This window comes from Shewanella atlantica, assembly GCF_003966265.1.
Taxonomy (GTDB): domain Bacteria; phylum Pseudomonadota; class Gammaproteobacteria; order Enterobacterales; family Shewanellaceae; genus Shewanella; species Shewanella atlantica.
The window spans coordinates 380190-405844 of sequence record NZ_RXNV01000001.1 but is presented as its reverse complement, the minus strand read 5'-3'; the positions used below and the strand labels follow the sequence as shown (position 1 = coordinate 405844).

Annotated in this window: 18 protein-coding genes; 6 read left to right on the top strand and 12 right to left on the bottom strand. The window is 47.0% G+C overall.

The annotated features are described in order from the left end of the window. Nucleotides 1–56: 56 nt before the first annotated feature. Entirely contained in the window at nt 57–2108 is a 2052-nt protein-coding gene (locus EKG39_RS01625; RefSeq protein WP_126503601.1) for a S9 family peptidase, read from the top strand. 32 nt (nt 2109–2140) lie between these two features. On the opposite strand, the gene EKG39_RS01620 is transcribed toward EKG39_RS01625, so the two are convergent. Then, entirely contained in the window at nt 2141–2521 is a 381-nt protein-coding gene (locus tag EKG39_RS01620; protein ID WP_126503599.1) for a MerR family DNA-binding protein, read from the bottom strand. Between the two features lie 157 nt (nt 2522–2678). Between EKG39_RS01620 and EKG39_RS01615 the strand changes: the two genes are divergently transcribed. The 3 genes from EKG39_RS01615 (at nt 2679) to EKG39_RS01605 (ending at nt 8781) form a co-directional block, all read left to right on the top strand. Then, nucleotides 2679–4937, top strand: a complete 2259-nt coding sequence (locus tag EKG39_RS01615; protein WP_126503597.1) for a heavy metal translocating P-type ATPase — start codon at nt 2679–2681, stop codon at nt 4935–4937. A gap of 222 nt (nt 4938–5159) precedes the next feature. Further along, nucleotides 5160–6758 carry an ABC-F family ATPase gene (locus EKG39_RS01610; RefSeq protein WP_126503595.1) on the top strand — a complete coding sequence of 533 codons (1599 nt, stop codon included), beginning with the start codon at nt 5160–5162 and terminating at the stop codon, nt 6756–6758. A 454-nt stretch (nt 6759–7212) separates the two neighbouring features. Then, entirely contained in the window at nt 7213–8781 is a 1569-nt protein-coding gene (locus tag EKG39_RS01605) for a hypothetical protein (protein ID WP_148103045.1), read from the top strand. Between the two features lie 181 nt (nt 8782–8962). Here EKG39_RS01605 and EKG39_RS01600 read toward each other — a convergent pair whose 3' ends face one another. The 4 genes from EKG39_RS01600 to EKG39_RS01580 all read right to left on the bottom strand — a co-directional run bounded on the left by EKG39_RS01600 (nt 8963) and on the right by EKG39_RS01580 (nt 14146). Further along, the gene (locus EKG39_RS01600; RefSeq protein WP_185817500.1) at nt 8963–9748 is read right to left on the bottom strand and encodes a helix-turn-helix transcriptional regulator; all 786 of its coding nucleotides are present in this window, start codon (nt 9746–9748) and stop codon (nt 8963–8965) included. A gap of 468 nt (nt 9749–10216) precedes the next feature. Continuing rightward, on the bottom strand, nt 10217–11428 hold the full coding sequence (locus tag EKG39_RS01595) for a NupC/NupG family nucleoside CNT transporter (protein ID WP_126503590.1): 1212 nt from the start codon (nt 11426–11428) through the stop codon (nt 10217–10219). Between the two features lie 748 nt (nt 11429–12176). Continuing rightward, nucleotides 12177–13538, bottom strand: coding sequence for a leucyl aminopeptidase family protein (locus EKG39_RS01585; protein ID WP_126503588.1), 1362 nt, complete (start codon nt 13536–13538; stop codon nt 12177–12179). Between the two features lie 209 nt (nt 13539–13747). Further along, complete coding sequence (locus EKG39_RS01580) at nt 13748–14146, bottom strand: hypothetical protein (protein WP_126503586.1); 399 nt, start codon at nt 14144–14146, stop codon at nt 13748–13750. Between the two features lie 382 nt (nt 14147–14528). Here EKG39_RS01580 and EKG39_RS01575 point away from each other — a divergent pair, with 382 nt between their 5' ends. Continuing rightward, complete coding sequence (locus tag EKG39_RS01575) at nt 14529–16016, top strand: MFS transporter (protein WP_126503584.1); 1488 nt, start codon at nt 14529–14531, stop codon at nt 16014–16016. 131 nt (nt 16017–16147) lie between these two features. Here EKG39_RS01575 and EKG39_RS01570 read toward each other — a convergent pair whose 3' ends face one another. From EKG39_RS01570 to EKG39_RS01560, 3 genes are all read right to left on the bottom strand, one after another. Then, entirely contained in the window at nt 16148–16921 is a 774-nt protein-coding gene (locus EKG39_RS01570) for a ribonuclease H1 domain-containing protein (protein WP_126503582.1), read from the bottom strand. 140 nt (nt 16922–17061) lie between these two features. Continuing rightward, nucleotides 17062–17559 carry a DUF1415 domain-containing protein gene (locus tag EKG39_RS01565; protein WP_246028412.1) on the bottom strand — a complete coding sequence of 166 codons (498 nt, stop codon included), beginning with the start codon at nt 17557–17559 and terminating at the stop codon, nt 17062–17064. A 143-nt stretch (nt 17560–17702) separates the two neighbouring features. After that, complete coding sequence (locus EKG39_RS01560; protein ID WP_126503578.1) at nt 17703–18296, bottom strand: LysE family translocator; 594 nt, start codon at nt 18294–18296, stop codon at nt 17703–17705. Nucleotides 18297–18491: 195 nt separating this feature from the next. Here EKG39_RS01560 and EKG39_RS01555 point away from each other — a divergent pair, with 195 nt between their 5' ends. Next, the gene (locus EKG39_RS01555) at nt 18492–19055 is read left to right on the top strand and encodes a DUF4136 domain-containing protein (protein ID WP_126503576.1); all 564 of its coding nucleotides are present in this window, start codon (nt 18492–18494) and stop codon (nt 19053–19055) included. A 128-nt stretch (nt 19056–19183) separates the two neighbouring features. Here EKG39_RS01555 and EKG39_RS01550 read toward each other — a convergent pair whose 3' ends face one another. From EKG39_RS01550 to EKG39_RS01535, 4 genes are all read right to left on the bottom strand, one after another. Beyond that, nucleotides 19184–21334 carry a TonB-dependent receptor gene (locus EKG39_RS01550; protein WP_126503574.1) on the bottom strand — a complete coding sequence of 717 codons (2151 nt, stop codon included), beginning with the start codon at nt 21332–21334 and terminating at the stop codon, nt 19184–19186. A 282-nt stretch (nt 21335–21616) separates the two neighbouring features. Further along, a complete protein-coding gene (locus EKG39_RS01545; RefSeq protein WP_126503572.1) occupies nt 21617–23683 on the bottom strand; it encodes a methyl-accepting chemotaxis protein in 2067 nt (688 codons plus the stop codon). A 354-nt stretch (nt 23684–24037) separates the two neighbouring features. Further along, on the bottom strand, nt 24038–24877 hold the full coding sequence (locus tag EKG39_RS01540; protein WP_246028389.1) for a DUF2797 domain-containing protein: 840 nt from the start codon (nt 24875–24877) through the stop codon (nt 24038–24040). A gap of 257 nt (nt 24878–25134) precedes the next feature. Beyond that, complete coding sequence (locus EKG39_RS01535) at nt 25135–25635, bottom strand: glycine cleavage system transcriptional repressor (protein WP_126503570.1); 501 nt, start codon at nt 25633–25635, stop codon at nt 25135–25137. Nucleotides 25636–25655: the final 20 nt, after the last annotated feature.

The following is a 25655-nucleotide window of genomic DNA, read 5'->3' as shown; positions in this document are numbered from 1 at the left end:
CTGATTTCAGTGAACTAATTCTAACTAATAAAGCAAGATGAACTTTGGAGGTATCAATGAGATTTCGCGTGTATACGGCCTATATTTTCTCAGCGCTACTTTTAAGCTTGCTTGTCGGTTGCTCTAAGAAAGATCCTACCGAACCCACAGAGCTTATCGATAAACGAACGGGTTGCCAGATTGATACTTATGGCAGTTGGACATCGCCGATATCAGCGAGCGATGTTTATGGGTTATCAGACAATTTTGGCGAGTTACAGAGTGTAAACGATGCCGTTTATTTTGTGCAATCCGATGCCGCCTCCGATGGCAGGTTAGGCATTAAACGCCTGGATCTCGATGGTAGCGTGTCCGAGGCCGTGAACAGCGGGTTTGATGTCAGATCTAAGGTACATGAATACGGTGGCTCCCCTTTTCTCGGTATAGGTCAGAGTCTGTTCGTCTCTAAGGGGAAGGATCAACTCCTCTACCGAATAGCCCCTAATCAAGAACCCGTGCCGCTCACTCCCAATGGGACTCGCCATGCCGATTGTGTCTCCTATTCCAAAGGCTCCCGCATTATCTGTGTCAGGGAAGATCATCGTAAGCCTGGCATGCCGGTTTCCAGTCTGGTTGCACTGAACTTGAACTTCTCCGGGGAGGGGGCGGTACTCAGTTCCGGCGCCGATTTTTATTCGGCGCCCAGAGTCTCACCGGATAACAATCAACTGGCCTGGATATCATGGAACCACCCCAACATGCCCTGGGATAATACTCAATTATGGGTCGGCGAACTTGAACCCAAGGGCGGATTGCATAATGCACGCAGATTGATTGCCGATCATGAAGGCTCGATCACCCAGCCCCTGTACAGCCCGGACGGTCAGCTCTATTTTGTGGCCGACTTTAATAATTGGTGGAACCTATATCGCATCAATTCGCAGGGGGAGCTCGAGCATGTACTGGACATGGAGGCGGAGTTTGCCGTTCCCGATTGGAAGTTGGGAAATCACAACTATGCATTTGAGTCTGACAATACCATCATCGCCAGCTACAACCATAACGGTGAGGCGTCGCTTATCCGTATCTTTCTCGATACCGGGTTAACTGAGTCTATCGCGGTGGATTTTGGTGAGATATCTCAGGTTGTGAAAGGTGAAAACGGCATCTATTTTGTCGGCGCGAAAGTGACGCCGGAAAAGGGAATATATAAGGTGAATGGCCGTGGCACTCAGCTTGTTTATGCGCCAGAACTACCGGTACTCGATCCTAACTATATATCCAGAGCCGAAAGCATCAGCTTCGAATCCGGGGACGGTGAACAGGTTTTTGGTTATTATTATGGCCCGGTCAACCCAGATTATATCCCTCCTAAGGATTCCCGGCCGCCACTGTTGGTGATGTTACACGGTGGACCAACCTATAAAGCGAGTCTGGCATTCAGACGTGATATTCAGTTTTGGACCAGCCGGGGGTTTGCGGTGATGGATCTCAATTACCGTGGCAGTTCCGGCTTCGGGCGTAAGTATCGTCAGAGTATCTATGGCCGCTGGGGCATCGCGGATGTGGAAGATGCGGTCAGAGCCGCGGGGCACCTGGTGAACAAGGGCTGGGTCGATGGTTTGCAGCTTGCCATGCGCGGAAACAGCGCGGGCGGGTTAACCGTTCTGTCGGCGTTAGCCTTCTATGACACCTTTAAGGCCGGTGTGAGTTATGCGGGGATCAGCGACATGGAGGTGCTGAGTAAAGAGGCGGATAAGTTTGAGTCGAAATACCTTGAGCAATTAGTCGGAGTCAGCACCGAAGCACAGAATGTCTATCGTCAGCGCTCTCCTCTGTATCATCTCGAGGAGCTGGATGAACCTCTGTTATTGATCCAGGGGAGCGATGATGCCCTTGTCGCGCAAAAGCAGTCGAAGACCGTATTCAATGCGCTTAAAGCCAAGGGCGTGCCCGTTTCTTATCTGGCTTTCAATGGTGAGGGGCACGGGGAGAAGGATCCGCAGAACAAGGTCAAAGCGTTGGAGGTGGAGCTGGCTTTTTACGGTAAGGTCTTTGGCTTTACACCGGCAGGTGAACAGGCTCCGCTTCAACTGGAAAACGCCCAAAACCTTAAACATACCGAGTAAGGTGGTTTCACCTCTTTCACTTCGGTTTTACTTCAACTTAAGCTGTTGATGATTGAGCAATCAGGCTGATGTCCCCCGCGACAGTCATCCACCAGATGTTTGAGCTGAGCCTCCAGAGCCTGAAGCTTGATGATACGCGCGCTGACTTGCTCGAGATGTACCTTCGCTAAATTTTTAACGTCCTCGGCATCCCTTGCAAGGTTCAGTTTAAGGTCAAGCAGGGATCGGCAATCATCGAGAGAGAACCCCAATTCTCTGCAATGGTGGATGAACTTAAGAGACTCGATTTGAGGTCGGCCATATTCACGGTAACCGTTTTCACCGCGTGTGGCGCAGATAAGTCCAATATCATGATAATAGCGAATGCTCTTAATCGATAACCCTGTCTCTTTAGCCACTTCACCAATTTTCATTTTCTGTCCTCATTTTCTGCCCTCATATAGGCTATTTTTAAATTACTTTAAAAAGATATTTGACTCTCCCATTAGGGGAGACATTACGCTTGTTTTAGTCGTTATACCAATCTGTATTAGACAAATTAACTGATAAAGGGTCGGGAGAAACTATCTTATGACGAGCATGATTTTATATGTCCCCAAAATGAACTGCGCTAGCTGTGTTGCCAAGATCGAGGGCGCATTTGCAAAGTTAGCCCGGGAAGAATCCGCGGAGCACGTCGAGGCGCGAGTAAACCTAGGGGAAAAACAGGTGCTGATCAATGGCGATATCACCAGCGAATTAGCCATAGCTGCAATAGCCAGTGCCGGTTATGACAGTGAGTTAGTACTCGATGCAAAACTTGCATCCGAGGACAAGCTTAAAGAGGAGAACATCGAGTATCGCACCCGTATTATCCAGTCGGCACTCGGCCTGGGTTTAGGTATTCCTATGATGCTGTGGGGGCTGCTTGGTGGTGAGATGATGGTCAATAGCCCGGGTCAGCAATTTATGTGGGGGGGGATGGGCCTGATAACCTTAGTGCTGCTTATCACCACCGGTGGGCACTTCTATCAAGGGATGTGGCGGGCCCTTAAGGCGGGAACGGCGAATATGGATACCCTGATTGTGCTCGGCACCACGAGTGCCTGGCTCTATTCCATGATAGTGGTCTTGATGCCTGAGGGGTTCCCGGCCGAGGCCCGCCATGTTTATTTTGAAGCCAGTGTGATGATCTTAGGTTTAATCAACTTGGGCCATGCGCTTGAGCTCAGGGCAAAAGGCAAGACAGGAGAAGCGGTACAGCGTCTCATAGGCTTGCAGTCAACTACAGCCATCAGAGTGACCGATTCAGGAGATGAAGAGGTTGAAATAGCCTGGGTCAATGTCGGCGACCGTCTCAGACTCAAACCCGGTGGCAGAGTCGCGCTCGATGGTGAAGTGCTATCCGGCCATTCACAGCTTAATGAATCTATGTTGACCGGTGAGCCCGTCCCCGTTAATAAATCTGCAGGAGATCCCTTGAGTGCGGGAACCGTTAACGGCAATGGCAGCTTGATATTTAAGGTGACTGCTGGCTTAAAGGATACCCGGTTGGCGAAGATCATAGAGTTAGTTCAACAGGCGCAAACATCCAAACTGCCTATTGGCCGCCTGACCGATAAAATCTCGGCCTACTTTGTGCCTGTCGTTGTGCTGATTGCACTGGCCGCGTCATCAGTCTGGTTTATGGCTGGACCCGCGCCTCAACTGTCACATGCACTTATCGTATTGACCAGCGTGTTGATTATCGCCTGTCCCTGCGCCTTAGGTTTAGCGACGCCGATGTCGATAATGGTGTCGGTGGGAAGGGCGGCAAAGATGGGGGTACTGATTAAAAATGGTGAGGCGATGCAGACGGCGAGTAAGGTTAGCTGTGTGGTACTCGATAAAACCGGCACCATCACCTTAGGCAGGCCTTCGGTTACCGATATTTTGTTGGGATCGGGGAGGGACAGTATCGATAGTGGTGATGCGATAGATGTCTTGATAAAAAGTGTGGCGAGTCTGGAGCAACACTCGGAGCACCCGCTGGCCGATGCCATGGTGAGTGAGGCTAAATCCAGAAAGTTAGATCTGTTTGAGCCCGAAGCGTTTACCAATTACCAGGGTAAAGGCATTGTCGGTGTCGTCGATGGGCAAAATCTGGTGGTAGGTAATATGGAGCTGATGAAAATGCAGAGCGTTAGCAACATGGACGCGCTGGAAGATGAAGTCATATCGCTTGCCGAGATGGGAAAGACGCCGGTCTTTGTTGCACTGTACGGGGTACTGAAGGCGGTCATTGCCATTACCGATCCGCTAAAACCCGATGCTTTAGAGGCCATCACGGCATTGAAACGCTCCGGTAAACGCGTGATTTTACTCAGCGGCGATAATCACAAAACCGCCAATGCGGTAGCAAGAGAAGTGGGAATTGAAGAGGTGATAGCTGGGGTGCTGCCCGAGCAGAAGCAGCAACATATTATCGACCTTAAGAGCAGCGGTGAGATTGTTGCCATGGTGGGGGACGGAATAAACGATGCCCCCGCATTGGTCAGTGCAGATGTGGGCATCGCTATGGGGGATGGCACACAAGTGGCAATAGAGAGCGCCGATCTGACCTTTCTATCCGGCAGATTGTCTGTTCTGGCAGATACATTCTCACTTGCCAGCGCGAGTATGCGTAACATTAAGCAGAACCTGTTCGGCGCCTTTATTTACAATAGTTTAGGCATACCCATTGCCGCAGGCGTTTTGTTCCCCTTTACCGGAATGCTGTTGAGTCCGGTTATCGCTGGTGGGGCAATGGCATTGTCATCACTGACTGTGGTTACTAATGCTAATCGGTTAAGGCATCAGAAACTGAACTAATAGCAATCGACGATAGAGGAGGGCGCCGGCACTCTTCTATCTGTAATCCAATCACTATTGAATTTAATCATCCAGGGGAGGAATCTGTCATGGCGGCGGGCGCCACCTAATCTTGATAATTTAAGCCTGATCTACTATACTTTCGCGCTTGATTTTGCTCACTCAAGCGCTGGCAGCGTGAGCTTGCCGCGCATCGCATAACTGAATTCGGAATACTTAAACTTGATTACTACAGCTAATATCACCATGCAGTTTGGCGCTAAGCCACTGTTTGAAAACCTCTCAGTCAAATTTGGCGGCGGAAACCGATACGGTCTGATCGGCGCTAACGGCTGTGGTAAGTCAACATTTATGAAGATCCTTGCCGGCGACCTTGAACCAACATCGGGTAACGTCTCATTAGATGTTAATGAACGTATGGGTAAGCTAAGTCAGAACCAGTTTGGTTATGAAGAGTTTAACGTCGTAGATACCGTTATCATGGGTCATGCTGAACTGTGGGAAGTTAAAAAGGAACGCGACCGTATCTACTCTCTGCCGGAGATGACAGAGGAGGAGGGGATTAAGGTTGCCGAACTTGAGATGGAATTTGCCGAGATGGACGGTTATACCGCCGAATCTCGTGCCGGCGAACTCTTAATGGGCGTAGGTATCGGTGTCGATCAACATTTCGGCCTGATGAGCGAAATTGCACCGGGTTTCAAGTTGCGTGTACTTTTGGCACAGGCGCTGTTCTCCGATCCAGATTTGTTGCTTCTCGATGAGCCTACCAACAACTTGGATATCGATACGATTCGTTGGTTGCAGGAGATGCTTAACCAGCGTAACAGCACCATGATCATCATCTCGCACGATAGATATTTCCTGAACTCTGTTTGTACCCATATGGCTGATCTGGATTACGGTGAACTACGCCTGTTCCCTGGTAACTATGATGAGTACATGATGGCTGCTCAACAATCCCGTGAGCGTTTGATGTCAGACAATGCGAAGAAGAAAGCCCAGATTGCTGAGCTTCAAGGCTTCGTTGCCCGTTTCTCGGCTAACGCATCTAAAGCTAAGCAGGCGACATCACGTGCTAAGTTAATCGACAAGATTAAGCTTGACGAAGTTAAAGCTTCCAGCCGTGTGAACCCGTTCATTCGTTTCGAACAAGAGAAAAAATTGTTCCGTAACGCCTTGGTTGTGGAAGATCTAACCAAAGGATTCGATGAAGGTCCGCTATTTAAAGACCTGAACATCATCGCTGAAGTGGGCGAGCGCATTGCCATCTTGGGTGATAATGGTGTGGGTAAGACCACTTTACTGCGTACCTTAGTACACGATATCCCGCAAGATAGCGGTACAATTCAATGGTCTGAAAATTCATCAATTGGATACTATGCTCAAGATCACGAGTCAGATTTCGAAAACGATATGACCTTGTTCGAGTGGATGAGTCAATGGCGCAAGCCGGAAGATGACGATCAATCAGTACGTGGCTACTTAGGCCGCATGCTATTTGGTTCTGATGATATTAAGAAGTCAGTTAAAGTGCTTTCCGGTGGTGAGAAAGGACGTATGTTATTCGGTAAGCTGATTATGCAGAAGCCAAACATCCTGCTTCTCGATGAACCGACTAACCACATGGATATGGAATCGATCGAGTCATTGAACAACGCACTAGAGATGTACGAAGGTACATTATTGTTCGTCAGTCATGACCGTGCATTTGTATCATCACTTGCCAACCGCATTCTTGAAGTCACTCCAAATGGCGTGAATGACTTCAAAGGGACTTATGATGAGTTCCTGGTAAGCAAAGGTGTGATTGAAGGCTAATCCTTCACGCTAACGAATTATTGAAAAGCCTCGGATAAAGTCCGGGGCTTTTTTATGTCTGGCCATAAATGTTCCATTCATTTATTGGCATTTCCGCCATCCTTGGCAGTCAGAACATTTATGAATATTTGGCAGGGATGCATACAAATATCCGTTATGTCTGGAACACTCTCTTGAATAGAAAGGGCAATTTGGCAGGGATGCATACAAATTGGCGTTATGTCTGGAACACTCTCTTTAATATAAAGCCGGATTCGGCAGGGATGTATACAAATAGATGTTATGTCTTGAACATTTATGACTGCCTAGTCATAAAGAGTGTCTTTCAATTATATTACTTTTTGTCCGGGGAGCTTGTTTAACTTCGCAATATGTCTACTTGTCCCCCGTAAGGGGGATGCCAAAACATCTTGTTTATTTGATGCTTATGTTACGTATCAATATAAGGAATGAGATGATGAAAACACAAAGTAAAAAATCTCTAATCTATTTAGCTGTCGGCTTAAGCATTACCATGGTTGGTTGTGGTGGGAGTGACAATGATTCAACGCCAGACCCAACACCTACACCAGTTGTTCTTAGTGGTGTTTTTTCAGATAGTCCCGTATCAGGTCTTGGATTTGAAACTGCGAGTCAATCAGGGGTGACTGACGCTGAGGGGATGTTTGACTACCTGGAAGGCGAAGAGGTGGTCTTTTTCTTGGGGGGAACACGCTTTCCATCTGTGACAGCTCAATCAGAGGTCACTCCAATGGATCTTTATCAAACCGAATTAGCATCTGATATTGGTGTGGTAAATACCTTGCGTATATTACAGTCACTAGACCAGGATCATAATCCTGAAAATGGCATTCAGCTAGCCGAAGGGATAAATGAAATTTTGGCTGGAACGGAGATGGATCCTCAAGCTCCACAATTTGAACAACAAGCTACTGCTGCACTTGTTGTTGCGGGGATGAGCGCCGATGATTTGGTTGATTCCAACGAGGCCTTAGCGCACTTTGGCCAAGGTCGTCCGTATCAATTGGCAGATCTTACCGGGCGTTGGCACAGCGTTTTTTTTACCGTTCCGGTAATGGGGACTGCATCGCAAAATAGTTTGAACTATACAGTTGAAAGCTGGGATGTGACTGAGCAGGCGCTTGTGACTAGCACCGCACTGATTAAAAATCCGGGCAGAGAGTTGGATACCGAAACCTTCAGTATAAATGTGGATGAAAAGGGAAGGATCACTCTTTTTGATGAGGATTTGGCTGGTCTTGATATGGGCTTGAGTGCTAATAAGGATGTTATTGCTAACTACTTTGCCGATGAAGATGGACTTGAACAGGAGTTAGGCTTAGCTATTAAGCTATCTAATGGCCACAGTGTGAGTGATCTAGAGGGATTGTGGCATAACCTCTCTATAGAAACTCCGGTCGCAGATAACTTTAACCCAACCGAATTCGGAGTTTGGGCCGATTCTATGCAGGTTGATGCACAGGGCCATGCGGTTATTAAAGAGATGGCGCTACCCAATCAGCAAGCACAAACAGGAAGCGAGGAGCTTACATTTACACTCGATGATACCGGAAAAGTTGCATTTGACGGTGATGATGAAACTAACGTGATGTACATATCTAGAAGTAATGATGTCATTCTTCGACATGGTCATAAGGCTGGTAGGGCGAACTTCGTGGTGATGCTTAAATCTAGTCTAACCCCCTCTTTGGCTGATCTGCAGGGTTCGTGGAGGTTGTACAATTTACAAGTGCCTAATGAGGGAGATATGGATCCGGCGGGGTTTGGTTATTGGATAGTGGACTTGTCCTTTGATGACAAGGGGAATGCCACATGGAGCCATATTGCCACTTCAGAAGATGCTTTCTTAACAGAGCAATCTATGACAATGAGTCTTAATAATGGTGTGTTTACCGGGGATGAAGACCTTTGGGCGATGAATCAGACGAAAGACCTTATGGTGGTGACGTCTATATATGATGGAAAAGCAGCATATGCTATCGCGATCAAGCAAGTTCGCTAAGGTGAAAGCTGGTATCGAGGTTAGTCATTTGTCAGAAAAATTAAGCTAAGGTAAGTTGGAATATTTGTTTTGTGATTGCGAGGCGCAACTTTAAGCCTATCTAATCTTCCAAGTAGATAGGCTTTTTTTATTGGATTGTTTTTAGATATCAAATATCGATGGAGCTTTATACAACTGTTGACTAGTGGGACATAGTGAATAGTTCATCATGGGCATAGCGGCTTAATAATTCATTTTGATGCCGAGTCCCCGTCTTATGCAAGAGACTCTTAATTTGGCTCTTGATGGTTTCTTTAGATACATTTCTTATTCTTGCTATATCACTGCCAGATTCGCCTTCAGTCAGTAGGTTTAAAACTTGATTTTCAGCTTGAGTTAGGCGGATAGGTTGCGTGAATTTCGCCGAGAGCGGAAAATGTTGCAGACATTGTTGCGATGCAAAATAAGCTTGTTGCTGCGCTAAGTTATGGTAGTGAGAAGCCAAGACCCAAGGAGCCATAGAATGACTTATTTGTTGTTGCAGGATACGAGCATTTCGGTCGAATGGTTTAGAGAAGCGATGAGCAGTAAAAATGAGATAGAGATGCTTGGGATAGCAGGCAATCTGGCTTAAAGAGTGATTGAATTTAAAATAAGGCTGCAGAGTATCTATAAATATCGGGTCTTGAATTTTTTGCATAGGTAGCAGTTCATGCATGAATTGAGACGAACCAATAAGTCCCTGTTTAAGATAGGTATTGAGGTATACATCATGTGCTTTGTGTGTGCCGTAAAAAGCAATATCTTGCTCAGATAGTTGAGGTGACCAGGTATGTTGAAATGATAACCTTGTATCGACCAGAGTGATGGTTATGACGTCAGCTTCTATCCAAGATGAAAGGAGAGAAAAATCTTCCCCTTGTATCGGCCTGATATTCTGAATTGTAATGAGCTCTTGCTGCCATAAAGCGAACTTATTCCAGTCCATTTTTTTCATCACAATAATATTTCGGATAACATATCAGTAACATGTTGAGGGGCGAACTTTCAATCTGTAAAATAGTTTTTTTCAGCTATCTTTGACATAAGTCACAATAGGTTAAAACGAAAAGTGTTGTTCTCATTGGAGAACATTTTCTTGCTGGAGAACATTTTCTTGCTGGAGAACATTTTCTTGCTGGAGAACATTTTCTTGCTGGAGAACATTTTCTTGCTGGAGGACTGAGTGCTTTGGTCTGGTATGTCCCCAATATCTATATGCATACAAGATATCAATATTGATTTTCCATTAGCCAGAGCCATGTTATTCGAACTTAGGAGACTCCACTTCTCCTTAAAATATGTTCATGACTATTTTCATTCAAGGTAAGCAGTGGACACCAGGCAGACTAAAAGCTGGCAAAAAAAGGCGAACCACTCGGTTCGCCTTTGGTGTTTGACTCTTTAATCTGAAGAGTTATGCAATACTGAAAAATATTCCTGCTAAAACTGCACTCATCAGGTTAGCGAGTGTGGCGGCGAGTACGGCCTTAAAGCCTAAGTTTGCCACGTCACCGCTGCGCTGAGGTGCCATCACACCGATGCTGCCGAGTTGAATCGCAATCGAACCTATGTTGGCAAAACCACACAGGGCGAAGGTGATGATGATCTGAGAGTGAGCCGAAAGCTGCTCTTTTACCGAGACAAAGTCCATGAAGGCGACAAATTCATTGAGGATCAGTTTCTGTCCGATAAATCCACCGGCCTGCATCATCTCATTGGCTGGCACGCCTATGATAAAGGCCACTGGTGCGAAGAGATATCCCAATAGGCTCTGCAGCGTGACGCCTTCGAAGTTGAACCACAAACCAAGCTGGCCAAGCCCGGCATTAAACATGGCGATAACGCTGATAAATGCGATAAGCATAGTACCGATAGCAACGGCTACACGCATACCGTTCATGGCGCCGGAGGCTAAGGCATCGATGACATTACTGTGCTCACTCTGGTTCATATCGATATTTTGATGTTCATCTACAGACTCAACTTCAGGTACCAATAGTTTTGCCATCATCAGGCTGCCCGGTGCGGCCATAAAGCTCGCCGCAATAAGGAACTTAAGCTCGACACCAAGACCTGCATATCCGCCTAAGACGCTACCTGCGACCGATGCCATTCCACCAGTCATAACTGCGAAGAGCTCTGAACGGGTCATTTTTGGCAGGAAAGGCTTTACCAGCAGCGGTGATTCACCCTGACTCAGAAAGATGTTTCCTGTAGCGACCAGAGACTCGGCGCGGCTAATGCCGAGTAACTTTTGTAGCGCCCCACCAATGAGCTTGATCACCCACTGCATGATGCCCAGGTAGTACAACATGGAGATGAGGGCACTGATGAATATCACCAGAGGCAACACTCTAATCGCAAATATGAAACCTGTGCTGGCCAGATCGCCAAACAGAAATTTAATCCCTTCGTCGGCAAATCCTAATACCGATGCGACGCCTTGGCTGACGCTACCCAGTACCTGTTGCCCCATAGGGACATAGAGAACCAGAGCGGCAAAACCTGCCTGGAGGGTTAAGGCGCCGATAACGGTACGCCAATTAATTGCGCTGCGATTTTCAGAGAAAATCCAGCCACAGAGTATAAGAAATAAGATCCCGGCTAAGCTAATCAACAACTGCATGATTTATCCAAGTTTGAACTACAAAGGAGTAAGTCGAAGGTGAACGTATGCTTGTTTTGATGACGCTGGGGCAGGCTTTTGATAAAGCGACATTTGACGTCGCTAAGTGAAGACACTTAGACGAGCGGTTTGAGTTGTCCGGCCATTGATACAAGAAAAGATCACCTTTAAAACTTACAAAAGTTTTGCCGGTCCAACTCCGTGGGTCGATCACTTGTCCTTGTAACAGCCAGCTTTGAACCTGAGGTTCGAGCCGGAAAAGGATTATACAAAAAACATTACAGATTAAAAGTAATTAATGTTGCTAAATTACAGTTTGACTAGATTGTAGACTGTCTAGCGATTTTTTCATGGGATTCTATACTGAATTTAGCATTTTTGTTGAAATATTATTACTTAATAGTGCGGAGGGCGGGAGAGGGAAAGAGTAATACCAATCGGTATAAGAAAGTGATCTACTCAGAGTTTCTTTTGGCAAACTAATTCAAGGCGGATGGATGAGGGAATGGTGCTCCCTTCTGAAATTATTCAACGCAGAAGTAGGCAGCCAAAAAAACTCCTGAAAGGCGAGTTTTAGCGCATCCGATGCTGTGTTAACGAGCTTAAACGTAGAATAACTATGCTCTTCACTCGTTGCCTTGCCTCTGAAGCGCTAAACTCTCGCTGAGCGATCACATCTTTATACCGGTTGGTATAAGGCCTGCAAGCAGGCCTTATGAGGTGGTATCGGTTGGTATTCGTTTATCAATTATTTAGTGAAACGTGTCTGCAGATAGTCAAATACAGCGCGGATACCGAATGCTTCACCGCCGATAGGGCGACCGGGCAGTTTACGGTTATTCCAGGCCATCACATCGAAGTGACTCCAGCTGATATCTTCATCGACAAAGGCTTCGAGATAGAGGGCTGCAGTAATTGCGCCGCCAAACGGTACCTTGCCGCAGTTTGCGAGATCGGCTATATCACTGCCGGTCAGCTCGAAGTATGGCTTGTGAAGTGGCATGCGCCAGATTGGATCTTGAACCTTAAGGCCAGACTGAGTCATGTCTATAGCCACCTGATCATCATTACTGAAGAAACCGGGGAGCTCAGTTCCCAGAGCGATACGCATTGCACCGGTAAGCGTGGCGAAGTCTATCATAAGCTCAGGCTTGTCATTGTTGGCTTCGGCGAGCGCGTCACACAGGACCAGGCGTCCCTCGGCATCGGTATTATCGATCTCAACCGTGAGCCCTTTACGGGTTTTAATGACATCCCCGGGTCTGAACGCATTGGCAGATACGGCATTTTCTACCGCAGGAACAAGCACGCGCAGGCGGATCGGCAGGTTACTGGCCATGATCTGATGTGCAAGACCGATAACATGGGCGGCGCCGCCCATATCTTTCTTCATCAGACGCATGCCCGCGCCTGGTTTTAGATCCAATCCTCCAGAGTCGAAGCAGACCCCTTTACCGACTAAGGTAACTTTTGGCGCATCTTCATCTCCCCAGGTAAGGTCGATAAGACGCGGTAAGTTCTCACTTGCGCGGCCTACCATATGGATGGTCGGGTAGTTCTGCTCCAGCAGCTCGTCACCCACAATTTGTGTGACACTTGCACCAAATTCGCTGGCTAACCCTTCCAGGGTTTCACCTAAATGCTGTGGCATCATGTCGGCAGCCGGCGTGTTGACCAGATCACGTACAATAGAGACCGAGCGTACCATCTTCAGTGCTTCATCGGCTTGTGCCTGAGTCGGCAATACAAGCTGAGGGAAGACCTTTTCACTGGCCTTATATCTATCGAAGGTATAGGCACCGAGTCCCCAGCTGAATGCTGCGACCTTTATCTGCTCATCAGAGCCGGAAATTGCGTATTGTCCTGCGGGAAGCTGGTTAACGAGATCGCCACATAACCAGTAAGATTCGGTCTCAGCGCTCACTAAGATAACCTGTGCCAGCTCGCCATTGGCTGCGGGAATAAGGCTCATACCCTTGCCGGTAAATTGGGTTGTCGCTAGCCAGTTTTGTGTTTGTTGCTCTTGCTGTGCCAACCAGTCGGCATAAGAATCGGTATGTAAGATGGTCAGTGGTGTACCTGGAACGCCTGAAATCAGTAAATCAGTCATGTGGGATTCGTACTCTCTGCTGGTAGTTAAAATAGTTAGGGAAGAGTGAACAATTCATTCATACATAGAATATCAATCGATAGGGTAACAGGCTATGAATTCAGGGGGAAGCGGGGAGGGGATTTAGGTATCACAATATTGGCAGCAGTGTCAGCCATTAGATATTCAGTGCACTTTTGAGTTACTTATTCTAGTCACTCAAAAGAAGGTTACTCTTTACTGCCAGCCAACACCGGAGATTTTCGCTGTCTTTTTCTCTCCGACATATTATTAAATGAGCTGGGTAATACATCGACTCCGACCACTTTACCTAGTTTAACAACTATGGGAATGGTGATCGGCGCGAAAGGCAATACTGCAAACATGCCAAGTCCTAACCCTTTTAACAGGTCCCCGAACTGCCTGTTAGCTTCACGTAGCTCTTCACGATTGGCCTGCTTGCGGGTGTAACGCTTGTAGGTGACCAACATATCTTTGGTCTCCTGTTTTTCCTGCGCCAATGCTTCTTTGAGGACGATAAGATCGCGTTTTAGACGTATCGAAAAGCGCCGCTTGCTGATGCGGAGAACTCGAATGGGCGCTTTATGAACATGGGCGTATATTTTCATGGCGCAGATTGTCTCACAGGCGGTCTGATTGGCATAGGAAAGGTTTCTCCTTTGTGTAAGTATTTCTTAAGATTGTCATCTCTCTACTCTTTAAATCTAGTTTATAGCAAGCGGCTGAGTGGAATGACCATTGGACTCATATTGTTTCCATTTTTTTCAGAAAGTCATTTTCAGTCTTAAGTCTGCCATAGAGCAGGCATTAAACTCATCATATAAAGATGCAGGTGTAAACAATTAGTAACAGCAGCGATAGTGAGATTTTTAGCGATGATCTTTGGTTTTGCGACTAGTCACTCTGGTTCTGGTAGTTGATTCATGTAATATCCGCGCACGTTGATAAACATTGACGTTTATTGAGTGACTAATAGGAAGAGAGCGGATTATGTGGAATAGGTTGAACAGTTCGATGATGATTTGCCAGATGATGTTTGGCATGTCTTTTTACGGTGTCATGGTGATATTGACCCGTTTCTTTCTGGAAGATCTGAACTATTCAGAAGCTGATACCATGATGGTCGTTGGTGCTTTTTCTGCTATCGGCCCCTTGTTTGCCATTGCCGGCGGTTTCATCACCGATAAGTTTCTGGGGGCCTATCGCTCCCTGACCTTGGCCTTCGTCTGTTTCGCTGCAGGTTATGGCTTACTGGTGCTGGGCGCATCGATAATCAATGTGCCGCTTAGTCTGGCGGGTATCGCCCTGGCCAGTTATGCCAGAGGCTTGATGTTCCCCTCCTATTCACCACTATTCAAGCGTACCTTCGCCACCGAAGAGGCCTTCGAGAGTGGTTATGCGGTTAACTACTCAATTAACAATATCGGTGCCTTTATTAGTCAATATCTGTTTCCGTTAATTGTGCTGGTCATAGGCTTTAGTGGCAGTTACCTCTTGTGTGCAGCGATGGCCCTGTTGGCCTTTGTGCTGATGGTGGTAACCCGCAAACCTCTGCTTGAGGTCAGCTCAGAGATTGACAGGCAGCCTGTCAGTACCAAGAACTGGGTGCTGTTTTTAATAAGTTCGGCGGCCATGATAGGTTTGGTCTTCTTTATGTTCTCTAACATGGATATCGGTAAGAATATTGTTTATGCGATAGGTCTGGGTGCCATAGGTTATTTCATTTCGATAATGCTAAAATCGGAAAAGCGTGAGTCACTGAGAATGGGGACCATATTAATTATGGTGTTGCTGACCATCGCATTTTTTGTTTATTACGGTCAGATGATGACCTCGATGACGTTAGTGACCATTAATACTATGCGCGGCGACCTGTTTGGGATCATTCCTATAGCGCCGGAGGCTTCGATGGCCATGAATCCTATGTGGTGCATGGTCGGTGGCCCGCTGATCGCACTGGCTTTTACTGCTTTGGAGAAGCGGGATATTCACTTCACTATCGCGACTAAGGTAGGCTTTGCCTTTATTTTTACCGCCATCGCCTTTGGTATCCTTACCTTTGCCGTTATGACGGTGGGCACTGATGTGGTTATCCGCCCCGAAGTATTTTTGGTTATTCATTTCTTCCAGGCGTTAGCGGAAGTGATCGTTGGCAGCATGGTTGTCGCCTTCATTTTGTCTGTGGCGCCTAAACATATCGAAGCATTCTCGGTCAGCCTGTTTTCGGTCGCGATTGCGCTCAGTGGTGTCGTTGGTGCTGTGTTCTCAACCTCCATTGCCGTTGAAAAGGGACAGGCTATAACACAGGAGGTCGTGCGTAGCTTATATGGCGATTATTTCGGTATCTTGACCATTATGGCTGTGGTGATGGTCGGTGTCGCATTTGCCGCATCTAAGCTTATCAAGAAGATGTTGGCTAACGATGAAGACCTGACTCAGGGCGTGGGTGAAGATAAGATGGCGAAGGCCGAGGGGTAAAGGCTTAGCTATGGATATTTTGCCCATTTCTCTCTTGTGCAGAAAAATGGGCAGAAGTGTTCTGTCAGTCGGTATTAAATCAGTTGAATTTGCTGTGTCATTATTGAAAATAATGCCTTCAAAAACGAATGTTAACCCGCTCTCAGGCTTAGAATCGAAGCGAGGTCTATCGGCTCAGGATAGCGGCAAAACTGTGTGTCCTGTTGGTCGATAGCATAGATCGACATCCGGTCGGCTAACTCATTGCCCTCAATGCCCACGTGAGCCGCCACATGAGAGATGTGGAGCTTATTTTTTATCTCCTCATATATGGCGTGAGATAGCTGAATTATCTCCAGGTTTTTAATATCTCCGGCGGTCTTTCTCTTCCAGCCTTTCTGCTTCCAGCCATAGGCCCAGTTGGTTATACAGTTAATGGAGTATTGGGAGTCACTCAGGATATGAACACTCTTGCCCTTTTCAAGGTTTTTCTGAGCGATTAAGAGTGCCTGATGCAGTGCATTTAACTCGGCAGTGTTATTGGTGCCGAAGGCATTATAGAGTCCATACCAGAGCTCTGATAGTTCGCCATCCCGGTATACGGCGATGCCTGAGCCGGCCTTTCCTGGGTTGGGTTCACATCCCCCATCTGTATATATCTCTACATCATACTTTTTAGCGTTTTCAGAGACGCTGGTTACTGTAGGGCTGTTAGCTTTCCTCTGTGCTGAAGCGGGCTTAGAATAGGCTTTTTTAGAAAGAGACGATGTCGCCCCCTTTCCAAAAGCCGCTTCGGCTTCGGCTTGGCTGGGAAAAGATTTGTAGCGTGCCCCCGGAAATTTATCGACCAGCTTTTTAGTCTGATCCCAGGTGGTAAAAATTCCGGTTTCTCTGCCTTGCCACACTACGTAAAACTTCTTCGCCATTGTTATCTCTTCTATCTGTGAATAGGGAAAATACTTCCCTATGAGGCTCATGCCTGTTGAATACTAACCTATGAGGCTGCAAAACATAAATTATGGGGCTTTGAACCTTTATGGAACTAAAAATGGAATTAAATATGTAACTAGCTTTTTTTCCCCATGCATCCAGACAGTAATTTTTCAAAAAAATCACTGCCCTTCTTCTGGGAGAACTCGATGTTACGCTCGGGGATCGATTCCGGATCATCATAAGTTGCCAGAGCCAGCTCCATGCTGGCTTCGCGTATGATATGTAGGGTCGGGTATGGTGAGCGATTCGTGTAGTTGGAAGGATCATCCATCGCTTCCCCATCGAAACAGTAATCTGGGTGGAAGCTCGCGAGTTGATATATCCCCTCAAAGCCTTGCTCGATAAGCAAGTCATTAGCGATGTCGACGAGATCCAGGTAGGGGTAAAACCCTTCGAAGCCTCTGGGAATAATAAACAGCGTCGTTTCAATCTCAGGGTGAGCATCTAAGTGCTGACATTCAGCGATTAAGGCCTCGAGCACATTGTGCATCTTACTCTCATCGATAACGGCGTACCGAATGCTGCGACGCTCAACTTCCCGGCGAGCGAAAGGACAGATGTTGTACTTCATGATCACACGTTCAACCCAGTTCAGTGTGTGCTCTGCAATGGCTTGAAGTTCAGTATCCTGCTCTTGGTCTTTCACTCTGCTTTCTCCTTGCCCTATTCAGGCTGTGTCGTTATGCCAGCCTTACTCACGCTACGGCTATCAGTTTATGGGGCGATGATAGGGATGATAGATGCCACAAGCAAGAGCGCCATAGAGATGTTGAAGATTTTTTGTTGGCGGCGGTTTCTTAATAATCGCTTTAAGCCTACTCCGAATCCCAGCCAGAGGATGGCGGTGGGGAAGGCGACACACATGAAGACGGTGGCGATGGTCAGTACTTGGGGCGGCAGTGGCGACTGAACGCTTGTGAAGGCGGCGATTGCCCCTATGGACATTATCCAAGCCTTCGGGTTCACCCACTGAAAAGCTGCTGCCTGTATAAAGCTCAATGGGCTAGATGTGTTCTTGCCCTCAATTTTACTGCTGTTATTGGCAATTAACCAGGCGAGGTAGAGAAGATAGGTGATGCCAACATACTTGATGATTGAATGAATGACTGGATGCGCCTGAAATACGGTGCTTAAGCCTAACCCTATTGCGAGTACCATGGCGGGAAAACCGATGCAGACTCCGGACAGGTGAGGAAGGCTTCTCTTCACACCAAAGTTGACGCCTGAGGTCATGAGCATGATGTTGTTGGGGCCGGGCGTGACGCCAGATGAGAATGCAAAAAGTGCAATAGTTAAAACCAGTTCCATGTCGATCCGCTGTTGGAAATATAAAGCTGCATTTTAGCGGAATTTTTTGATCAGCTACAGAGAGGATATAGCTTGAGCTGATAATGATTGCTCACAGATGTTTTTTGGTTAACTATTTGTAATTACTTATGAGTCAGCTTAGGTTAATCTTTAACGGGTTATTATTGGATTATATTTAAGAGGGAATCTTACATCATGTTCAAAAAAATCAGCTGCTTGTTGTTAACATTTTTTCTGACCGCCTGTGTCACTGTCGATGTACCCAAGTCTAAGCCGACACGCGCCACTATGGTGACAACCGGAGATCTTAGCTTCCTGTCACAAAGCACCCCCCGTTTTGCATGGCACCCATCTCTGGCCAGAGTAGCGGCAGAGGAGGGCGTTAATGATGATAACGTTGTCGGCCTTATGCGCGCATCGATGACTAAAGCGATGGAAGCTAAAGGCTATCGTCTGGTTTCAATCGATGATTCACCGGATCTGTTATTAGGTTTTGGTATCGCGCTGGAGTCTGAGATGAGCGATGCACAGATACTGGACAAAGCGGGTCTGGTTCCTGGTCTTTCCACTATCGGAGTCGATGCCGATAAGCATGAAAAAGGGTCGGTGCTACTCGCGCTGTTTAATCCGCGTATGGCAGCACCTGCATGGCGCGTGTTAGCGCAGGGGTTCACTGATTCAGAGCAGAGCAGGGATGAGCGTCAGCAGCGAGTCGATGAGTTGGTCTCACTCATGTTGGGGGCGGTGCCGAGTATCTAGTAGTTATAGAACATCTGCCGGACTTGTTGACTGCTATCTCTTTCATTATTTTATCTCTTTTACGGGGCCGGTTAATACCGGCCCCGTTTTTTATTAATCAGTTATAAACAAACCTGTTTTTGAGCACCTTAGAAGCTGGCCTTAACTCCAAGGTTTACCGTGGTCCCTAGCCCCTTAGTGTTATAACCCTTGTAGGTAAATGCCTGAGAGCGGGCGGAGTAGTAATCTTCATTGAGCAGGTTTTCTACACCCAGTGACAGCTGCCAATTATCTATGGTGTAGCTGCTGCTTAGATTGACCAGATTATAGCTGCTCACCGGCCCTTGGGCGCCGACATAGTTACCGTTTGTTGGCTCGAAGCGAGAGCGGTCGCCAACATAGAGGTAATTAATGCCTATGTTTGCTGCATCGATTGGCTGCCAGTCAATGCTGGCGGTAAATTTGGGGGCAGAAATTGCCTTGCCATCGAGATAGACATCATTCTCGGTATCTTTACCCTCTATCCAGCTATAGGTGATGTTGCTGCGTAAGTTGTCCTGAATTTGATAGCCAAGTTGTGCCTCATAACCCCAGATCTTCTGTGGTGCTCGTACCGGCATATAGACGCCGGTTGCTTCATCATACTTGTTACCCGTCCCCAGATCTGAGTTACTGCGGTAGGCGGCAAGCTCAAAGGTGAGATCCTCAAATTGCCCCGAGAAGCCCGCCTCATAGTTATCGACAACTGAGGCTTCGGTGCGAATAAGCGAGATATCATCAACCGTTGCGGTGCGCAGCAAACGACCTAAGTCTGAGATATCCGCGCCTTGTGAGAAGCTTACAAACGGACTGAAATGCTCATTCATATTGTACCTGATACCTAAGTTAAAGGTCGTGGTGTCGTAGTCGATATCTCCCCCCTTAACGTCCATAGGCACCGAGCAGGTATTGGCATCGCGGCATACCTTCAGAGTCTCATAATCATCGACGGTGAGATCAACCCTATCCTGACGCACGCCGGCTTTAACAATCCAGTCGCCATCGATGATTATTTTTGTTTGCAGATAAGCTGCAAGGTTGGTCATATCAATCTCCGGTACCCAGATGCGTCCATCGTCCAGGGGTTGAGAGCTGACGTCATTGAGTGCATCCAGGCCATAGATGAAGCTGACTTCGACATTATCCCAGTCTATCTGAGTGTTAAGGTTAACCCGCAGTCCTTTCTTGTCAGATTTTATCAGTGACTGACCGCCGGCGTAGCCTTCACTGGGGTTAGAGAGGCTGGTCGAATAGAAGAACATGTTCTCGATGACTTGAGCATAGCCGTCAACAGTTAACTGAGTATTGCTGAATAGCTCATCATCTACATATTTGAGCATCAGGTTATGGTTACCGCGAGGCCCTTGCGGTGCACCAAGTTTTGGATCCCCGCTGGTATCTTTGACGGCGTAGGTTTTTACGCCGGAATTGACGCTGCCGACCACATCGACATAATCCGCTTCCTGCTGAGCTTCAAAGTAGTTATAGGTAAGCTGAAGGTACTTCTCTTCATCGAAGGCATAGCCCAGCTTAGTAAACAGATTCTTGGATTTGGCTTCGGAGAGGCCGTATTTAAGGCCTATGACGTCGCCCTCTGCGTCACGTTGAAGACCGGTCTCTTCGATGGCGCCACTGAGTACATAACTGAAGTTCTCATTGGTCCCGTCTATCGAGGCGTCGAAACGATAACCCGGTGTATCTTCAAATTTTACCGCACTGAACTTGGTCGAGGCACCCAGCTGTACTCTGGCCTTGTCGTCGCTGGTGGCTTTTTTGGTGATGTAGTTGATGATACCGCCGGAAGCGCCGTTACCATAGATTGAGGTCGCGCCTTTGATCACCTCGATACGTTCGATAGCCCCGGCATCGATGGAGCGAATACCCAGCTGACCATTTCTCAGTGGTGTCGATTGCGGCACGCCGTCTATCATGATCAGTGCCTGACGGCCACGCAGGCTTTGCCCCGAGTTACTCGAAGTTCCGGAGCTTGGCGCCATGCCGGGTACCCGAAATGCGAGAATGTTTTGTAGCTCAGAGCTGACTAACATGTCTTGCTTTAGCGCTTCATTGTCGATCAAGGTGACCGAAGAGGGGACCTCATCGATGCGCTCTACCGAGCGGCTTCCTGTAATTATCATACGCTCCATTGACTGAGCTGAAGCGTTAGTCTGCTCTGCTGCAAAGCTGGCGTAAGAGGGAAGGGTGAGACAAAGTAATGCACATTGGGTAGCAAGAGCTGTCTTACTTAATGAAAACGGCATGGTATTTCCTGGTAGGTTACAAAGAGATGCGGATGATAACCATTCTCAATTACCTTTGCAGGGTATTTACATCTGTTGCATTTATGTTGCTGCCACGGGGGGCGTCTTGGGGGCGTCTTGGGGGGGGGCTTGTGAGTGATACAAAAGACGGCAACGCGCCTTTTTCTTAGCTTTGGCTTCTCTTGAACGGGAGGTTAATGGATCTATGTGAGGAGAATCAGGAGTTCAGCCAAGATCCGGGAGTCGAACCTTGGCTGGTGAGCGTAGCTATCTGTGCTGTTATTATGCGAGTTTAAATTTACTGACTAACACATTGAGTTGCTCGTTTGCTGCCGACAGATTCTGAGTACTCAGGGCCGTTTGTTGACCGTTTTGTAATAATTCCAGTGCCATGGCCTCTATGGTGTGCATATTCCGACTAATCTCATCAGTTACCGCACTCTGCTGCTCGGATGCCGTTGCTATTTGACTGCCTAAATCGTTAATCTCTACGATAGAACCTGTCATTGTATCCAGGCTTGAGGTGACTAATGACGTGTTTTCGGCCACCTTCTGACAGCTATTCTTAGTCTCGGTCATCACTTTTTCAGCCGTCGCTGCGTCGCGTCGTAATGTAGATAATATCTCTTCAATTTGAGCCGTACTCGATTGTGTACGGGAGGCGAGTGAGCGCACCTCGTCAGCGACAACTGCGAATCCTCGTCCCTGCTCCCCGGCGCGGGCGGCTTCGATGGCGGCATTGAGGGCGAGGAGATTGGTTTGTTCGGCGATCCCTCCTATAACGTCGAGTACCGATACGATCTGCTTGGTATTCTCGCTCATGGTATTGATGCTGCTGGTTGCCGTGTTCATCTCCTCTACCAGGGCTATGACACTGTTCGAAGCATCGACAACCGTGACCTTAGAAGCTTTAGCCTCTTCATTGGCTTGTTGGGTGCTTGATGCGGTTTGTACCGCGCTTTGTGCGACTGCTTCGGCTGAGGCGTTCATCTGAGTGATCGCCGTAACTGCGAGTTCGGTCTCTGAGGTGTGGCTATTGAGGGCCTGACTGTTTAGTTCCGACTGATTGTTTAGCTGAGTTATCCCCTCGGTGATCTCTTTAGAGGATTTGGAGATATCAAGCATCATAGCTTGAAGGTAACCGATAAAATTATTCACCGAATGGCCGATATCTGCCAGCTCATCACGGCTAGCTATCTCCAATCGAGAGGTCAGATCCGCTTCGCCGGTGGACAGGGTTTCTATGCGTTCTTTAAGCACCACCATATCAGTGATTATTTTGTTCAGCAGCCATACACAGAAAATGAGTGCAATGATGATAAGTACACTTGTAACTGCGATACTTTGATAGATTTTACTGTCAAATATCTCACGGGTGCCCGCAGTCAGCCCCTGTTGAATCGAGGTTACATCGGATTCAAAGGCGCCGGTTCCTATGACCCAACCCCATTCGGGGAGGATTTTTCTGACATATGAAATCTGTGCTTCGGTGGTATTGGTTGAAGAGGATGAAACTGGCAGCAGTACAAAGGCCTCGGATTTTGCACCTAAGGCTTGTTTTGCCTTATCGGCGTTTGCTGTTTGTTGACCTATGAGGCCCTTTTGGGAATGAGCCAGAATCTTCCCGTTGGCATCTTGTACCCAGAATTCACCATTTTCACCATACTTTGCCGCCATAACGGTCTGCAGTGCCGCAGTGACCTTATCCTGTTTCAGGGTGCTGATGTACTCTCCGGTAGCAATGACCAGATTGAGTGGCTCAAAATAGAAGGAGGCTGAGAGCTTCTCTTCGACTTTGCCGTTGGTTGGATTCGAAAAGAAGTAGCTGGTGAAACCTATCTCATTTTCTTTGGCTGCTGCGACGATATTACGAGCGTAGTAGTTGCCTTTTTCATCGACAACATCACGACTGTTTCCCATCGATACGCCACCAATACCGGCAGCTTCGTTCGTTAGGGTGTCAGCGTCATAGGCAAACAGGTAACGGCCTTCTCCCCACTGATATTCGTTGATGAAGGTATAGACCATCATGTCGGGATCATCGGTAAGATTATTCTCATACATGCGATCGATAATATTGCGAAACATGACAATCTCATCGCCCAGGGCCTGTCTGATATTTTCGACTCTGGACTGTTGATAGAAGTCGTTGACCGAGCGGCTGAGCGTATCCACCTGACCGATAAGATTCTGCTTTACCAGGCTTTCGACTTTATCGCTGATGTTAAGCTTTTCTTGTTTGAGAACCGCCTGTTCAATCACGATCATATTGATAATGAAGTAGCCGGAAACAGCAACGAGTAAAGCACCTACTAATATGATTAATTTAGCTTTAATTGTCATTTTCATGAAAACCACCCTAGGATGAGTTCGATAAGACATAAGAAAAATCTAATAGATATTAAGTGACAAATAACACTCAAATACAATACGGTGGTTGCAAAAGTGTGAACCCGGTGTAACTCCAATATCTCAAATGGGATCCGATTAACAAATATATCGAAAATAACGTGTTGTTGAACAAGGTCACTGCTGAGGAGTGAATGAGGACTGGCTAATGTAACTTATTGGAAATAAAGGGGTTGCGTAAGTTTTTTGCCGTTCATCTGATGATGTAAATAGGTGCTGGGGGCGTTGCTTGAAGTGTTAGAAAATAAGCCGGCTTTCTTACAAGTGATACACCGGCTCATAAAAGCTTGTAGATTAACTGACACTTATCTCATAGGAGGTAAACTTACGCAGATTAATAACGCCTGTGTCGAAGATAAGATATTGTCCCTTAATACCCTGTAAAACTCCGCTAACGATAGGATTTTTATCAAAGTTGTGTGAAGTTATCTTTGTCGGGAACTCTGTGATCGGAAAATGTATCTCCTGGGTATCTTCATCGAGTTTCTCGATGGCGTATTCGCCATGGGCCATACAAATCTCATGAATTTTATTCTCAACCTGGGGCAACAGCTCGGTAGCTTGAGCCTTAAGATCGATATTTTCCGCATTACCTTTGAGCATGGTGCGCCAGTTGGTCTTATCAGCAATTAACTTAGCCAGCTCTACTTCAACTAAACCTGAGATCTGTCTGGTCGATACCTTTAAAATGGGCAGCCCCTGAGTGGCCCCCTGATCTATCCAACGTGTTGGCAACTGGGTATGGCGGGTGATCCCGACCTTGAGGCCCGATGTATTTGACAGGTAGACATAGTGAGGGACGAAACAGTTATCCTCTCCCCACTGCGGCTCACGACAGGTGCCTTGGTCAAAGTGACAGGTTTCGGGCTTCATGATGCACATATCGCAACTTGCGAGCTTCTTCATGCAGACAAAACAGTGTCCCTGAGAGTAGCTTTTCTTGGTCTTTTTGCCGCAGTTACTGCAGCAAATTTTGCCGGTATGAGTCAAAGTGACAGTTGTACCGATAAGAGGATTCATGGCTAACAGCTCATCACCTATGGGGAGTTGGTACTGCACCAGTCCATCATTATCTAGTGTGGCGCGCATTTTTTTAATCGTACCTGAGACAGTACCTAACATTGAACCTGACATAACTGTTCCTAGCATAAATATGCCCTATTAAGATAAGGCATAGAATTGAGCAAGACATTGAGCTGGTGTTATTGACCAGTCTTCTGGATTGATCACAGTCTAACAGATTGTTTAAATGAGCTCTGATAGATTTTATCGATTGTTGCCGCTTAAGAAAAACATCAATGGAAGTACAGTTTGAGTGGGGTGTTTGCGCGGGGGATATGAAGGAGAGTCAGCCTCACTCTCCTTTAGTTGGTTTTTAAATGCTTAACAGTTTAAGTAGTGACCTTATCAAGGACCACATCATCACCTATTGCATATAGCGCACTGGAAAGCAGATCTTCTTGTTCGGGGTTCTTTATTCCAAGATCGAAATTAGCTCTGAAGAGGGGCACACCCGTGTGGCTCGCGCTTTCATAGCGAGTGCTGAAATGTTCAATATTGATCCCAAGAGCACTGATCTTATTTGAGATGTCATGTACTAAACCCGGTCTGTCGTAGGCCACGAGTGAAAAACTTAAGTGCTTAATCTGATGTGAATTTTTATTCGTTTTAGCATAGGTCATGCTCAAACCTTCGATGCACTCTAAATTTTCGGCCAGAATATCCCAGTTAGAAGCGGGGACCTCTAAAAGGAGAATGGCCGCAAAAATTCCGTCGATATGACGAAGTTCAGAATCGAGCCAATTACCACCATGACGGCTAACCGCGTGCGCGATCTGTTCGACTAACCCTTTTCTATCCGCTACCTGTAGGGTGACTAAGTATCGTAACATGTTGATTTAGCTCCTTTGAT

What these genes read in the sequence shown, in the direction of transcription:
- EKG39_RS01625 (WP_126503601.1), top strand. Translation starts at nt 57, where the DNA reads ATGAGATTTCGCGTGTATACGGCCTATATTTTCTCAGCGCTACTTTTA.
- EKG39_RS01620 (WP_126503599.1), bottom strand. Translation starts at nt 2,521, where the DNA reads ATGAAAATTGGTGAAGTGGCTAAAGAGACAGGGTTATCGATTAAGAGC.
- EKG39_RS01615 (WP_126503597.1), top strand. Translation starts at nt 2,679, where the DNA reads ATGACGAGCATGATTTTATATGTCCCCAAAATGAACTGCGCTAGCTGT.
- EKG39_RS01605 (WP_148103045.1), top strand. Translation starts at nt 7,213, where the DNA reads ATGATGAAAACACAAAGTAAAAAATCTCTAATCTATTTAGCTGTCGGC.
- EKG39_RS01600 (WP_185817500.1), bottom strand. Translation starts at nt 9,748, where the DNA reads ATGGACTGGAATAAGTTCGCTTTATGGCAGCAAGAGCTCATTACAATT.
- EKG39_RS01595 (WP_126503590.1), bottom strand. Translation starts at nt 11,428, where the DNA reads ATGCAGTTGTTGATTAGCTTAGCCGGGATCTTATTTCTTATACTCTGT.
- EKG39_RS01585 (WP_126503588.1), bottom strand. Translation starts at nt 13,538, where the DNA reads ATGACTGATTTACTGATTTCAGGCGTTCCAGGTACACCACTGACCATC.
- EKG39_RS01580 (WP_126503586.1), bottom strand. Translation starts at nt 14,146, where the DNA reads ATGAAAATATACGCCCATGTTCATAAAGCGCCCATTCGAGTTCTCCGC.
- EKG39_RS01575 (WP_126503584.1), top strand. Translation starts at nt 14,529, where the DNA reads ATGTGGAATAGGTTGAACAGTTCGATGATGATTTGCCAGATGATGTTT.
- EKG39_RS01570 (WP_126503582.1), bottom strand. Translation starts at nt 16,921, where the DNA reads ATGGCGAAGAAGTTTTACGTAGTGTGGCAAGGCAGAGAAACCGGAATT.
- EKG39_RS01565 (WP_246028412.1), bottom strand. Translation starts at nt 17,559, where the DNA reads ATGAAGTACAACATCTGTCCTTTCGCTCGCCGGGAAGTTGAGCGTCGC.
- EKG39_RS01560 (WP_126503578.1), bottom strand. Translation starts at nt 18,296, where the DNA reads ATGGAACTGGTTTTAACTATTGCACTTTTTGCATTCTCATCTGGCGTC.
- EKG39_RS01555 (WP_126503576.1), top strand. Translation starts at nt 18,492, where the DNA reads ATGTTCAAAAAAATCAGCTGCTTGTTGTTAACATTTTTTCTGACCGCC.
- EKG39_RS01550 (WP_126503574.1), bottom strand. Translation starts at nt 21,334, where the DNA reads ATGCCGTTTTCATTAAGTAAGACAGCTCTTGCTACCCAATGTGCATTA.
- EKG39_RS01545 (WP_126503572.1), bottom strand. Translation starts at nt 23,683, where the DNA reads ATGAAAATGACAATTAAAGCTAAATTAATCATATTAGTAGGTGCTTTA.
- EKG39_RS01540 (WP_246028389.1), bottom strand. Translation starts at nt 24,877, where the DNA reads ATGTCAGGTTCAATGTTAGGTACTGTCTCAGGTACGATTAAAAAAATG.
- EKG39_RS01535 (WP_126503570.1), bottom strand. Translation starts at nt 25,635, where the DNA reads ATGTTACGATACTTAGTCACCCTACAGGTAGCGGATAGAAAAGGGTTA.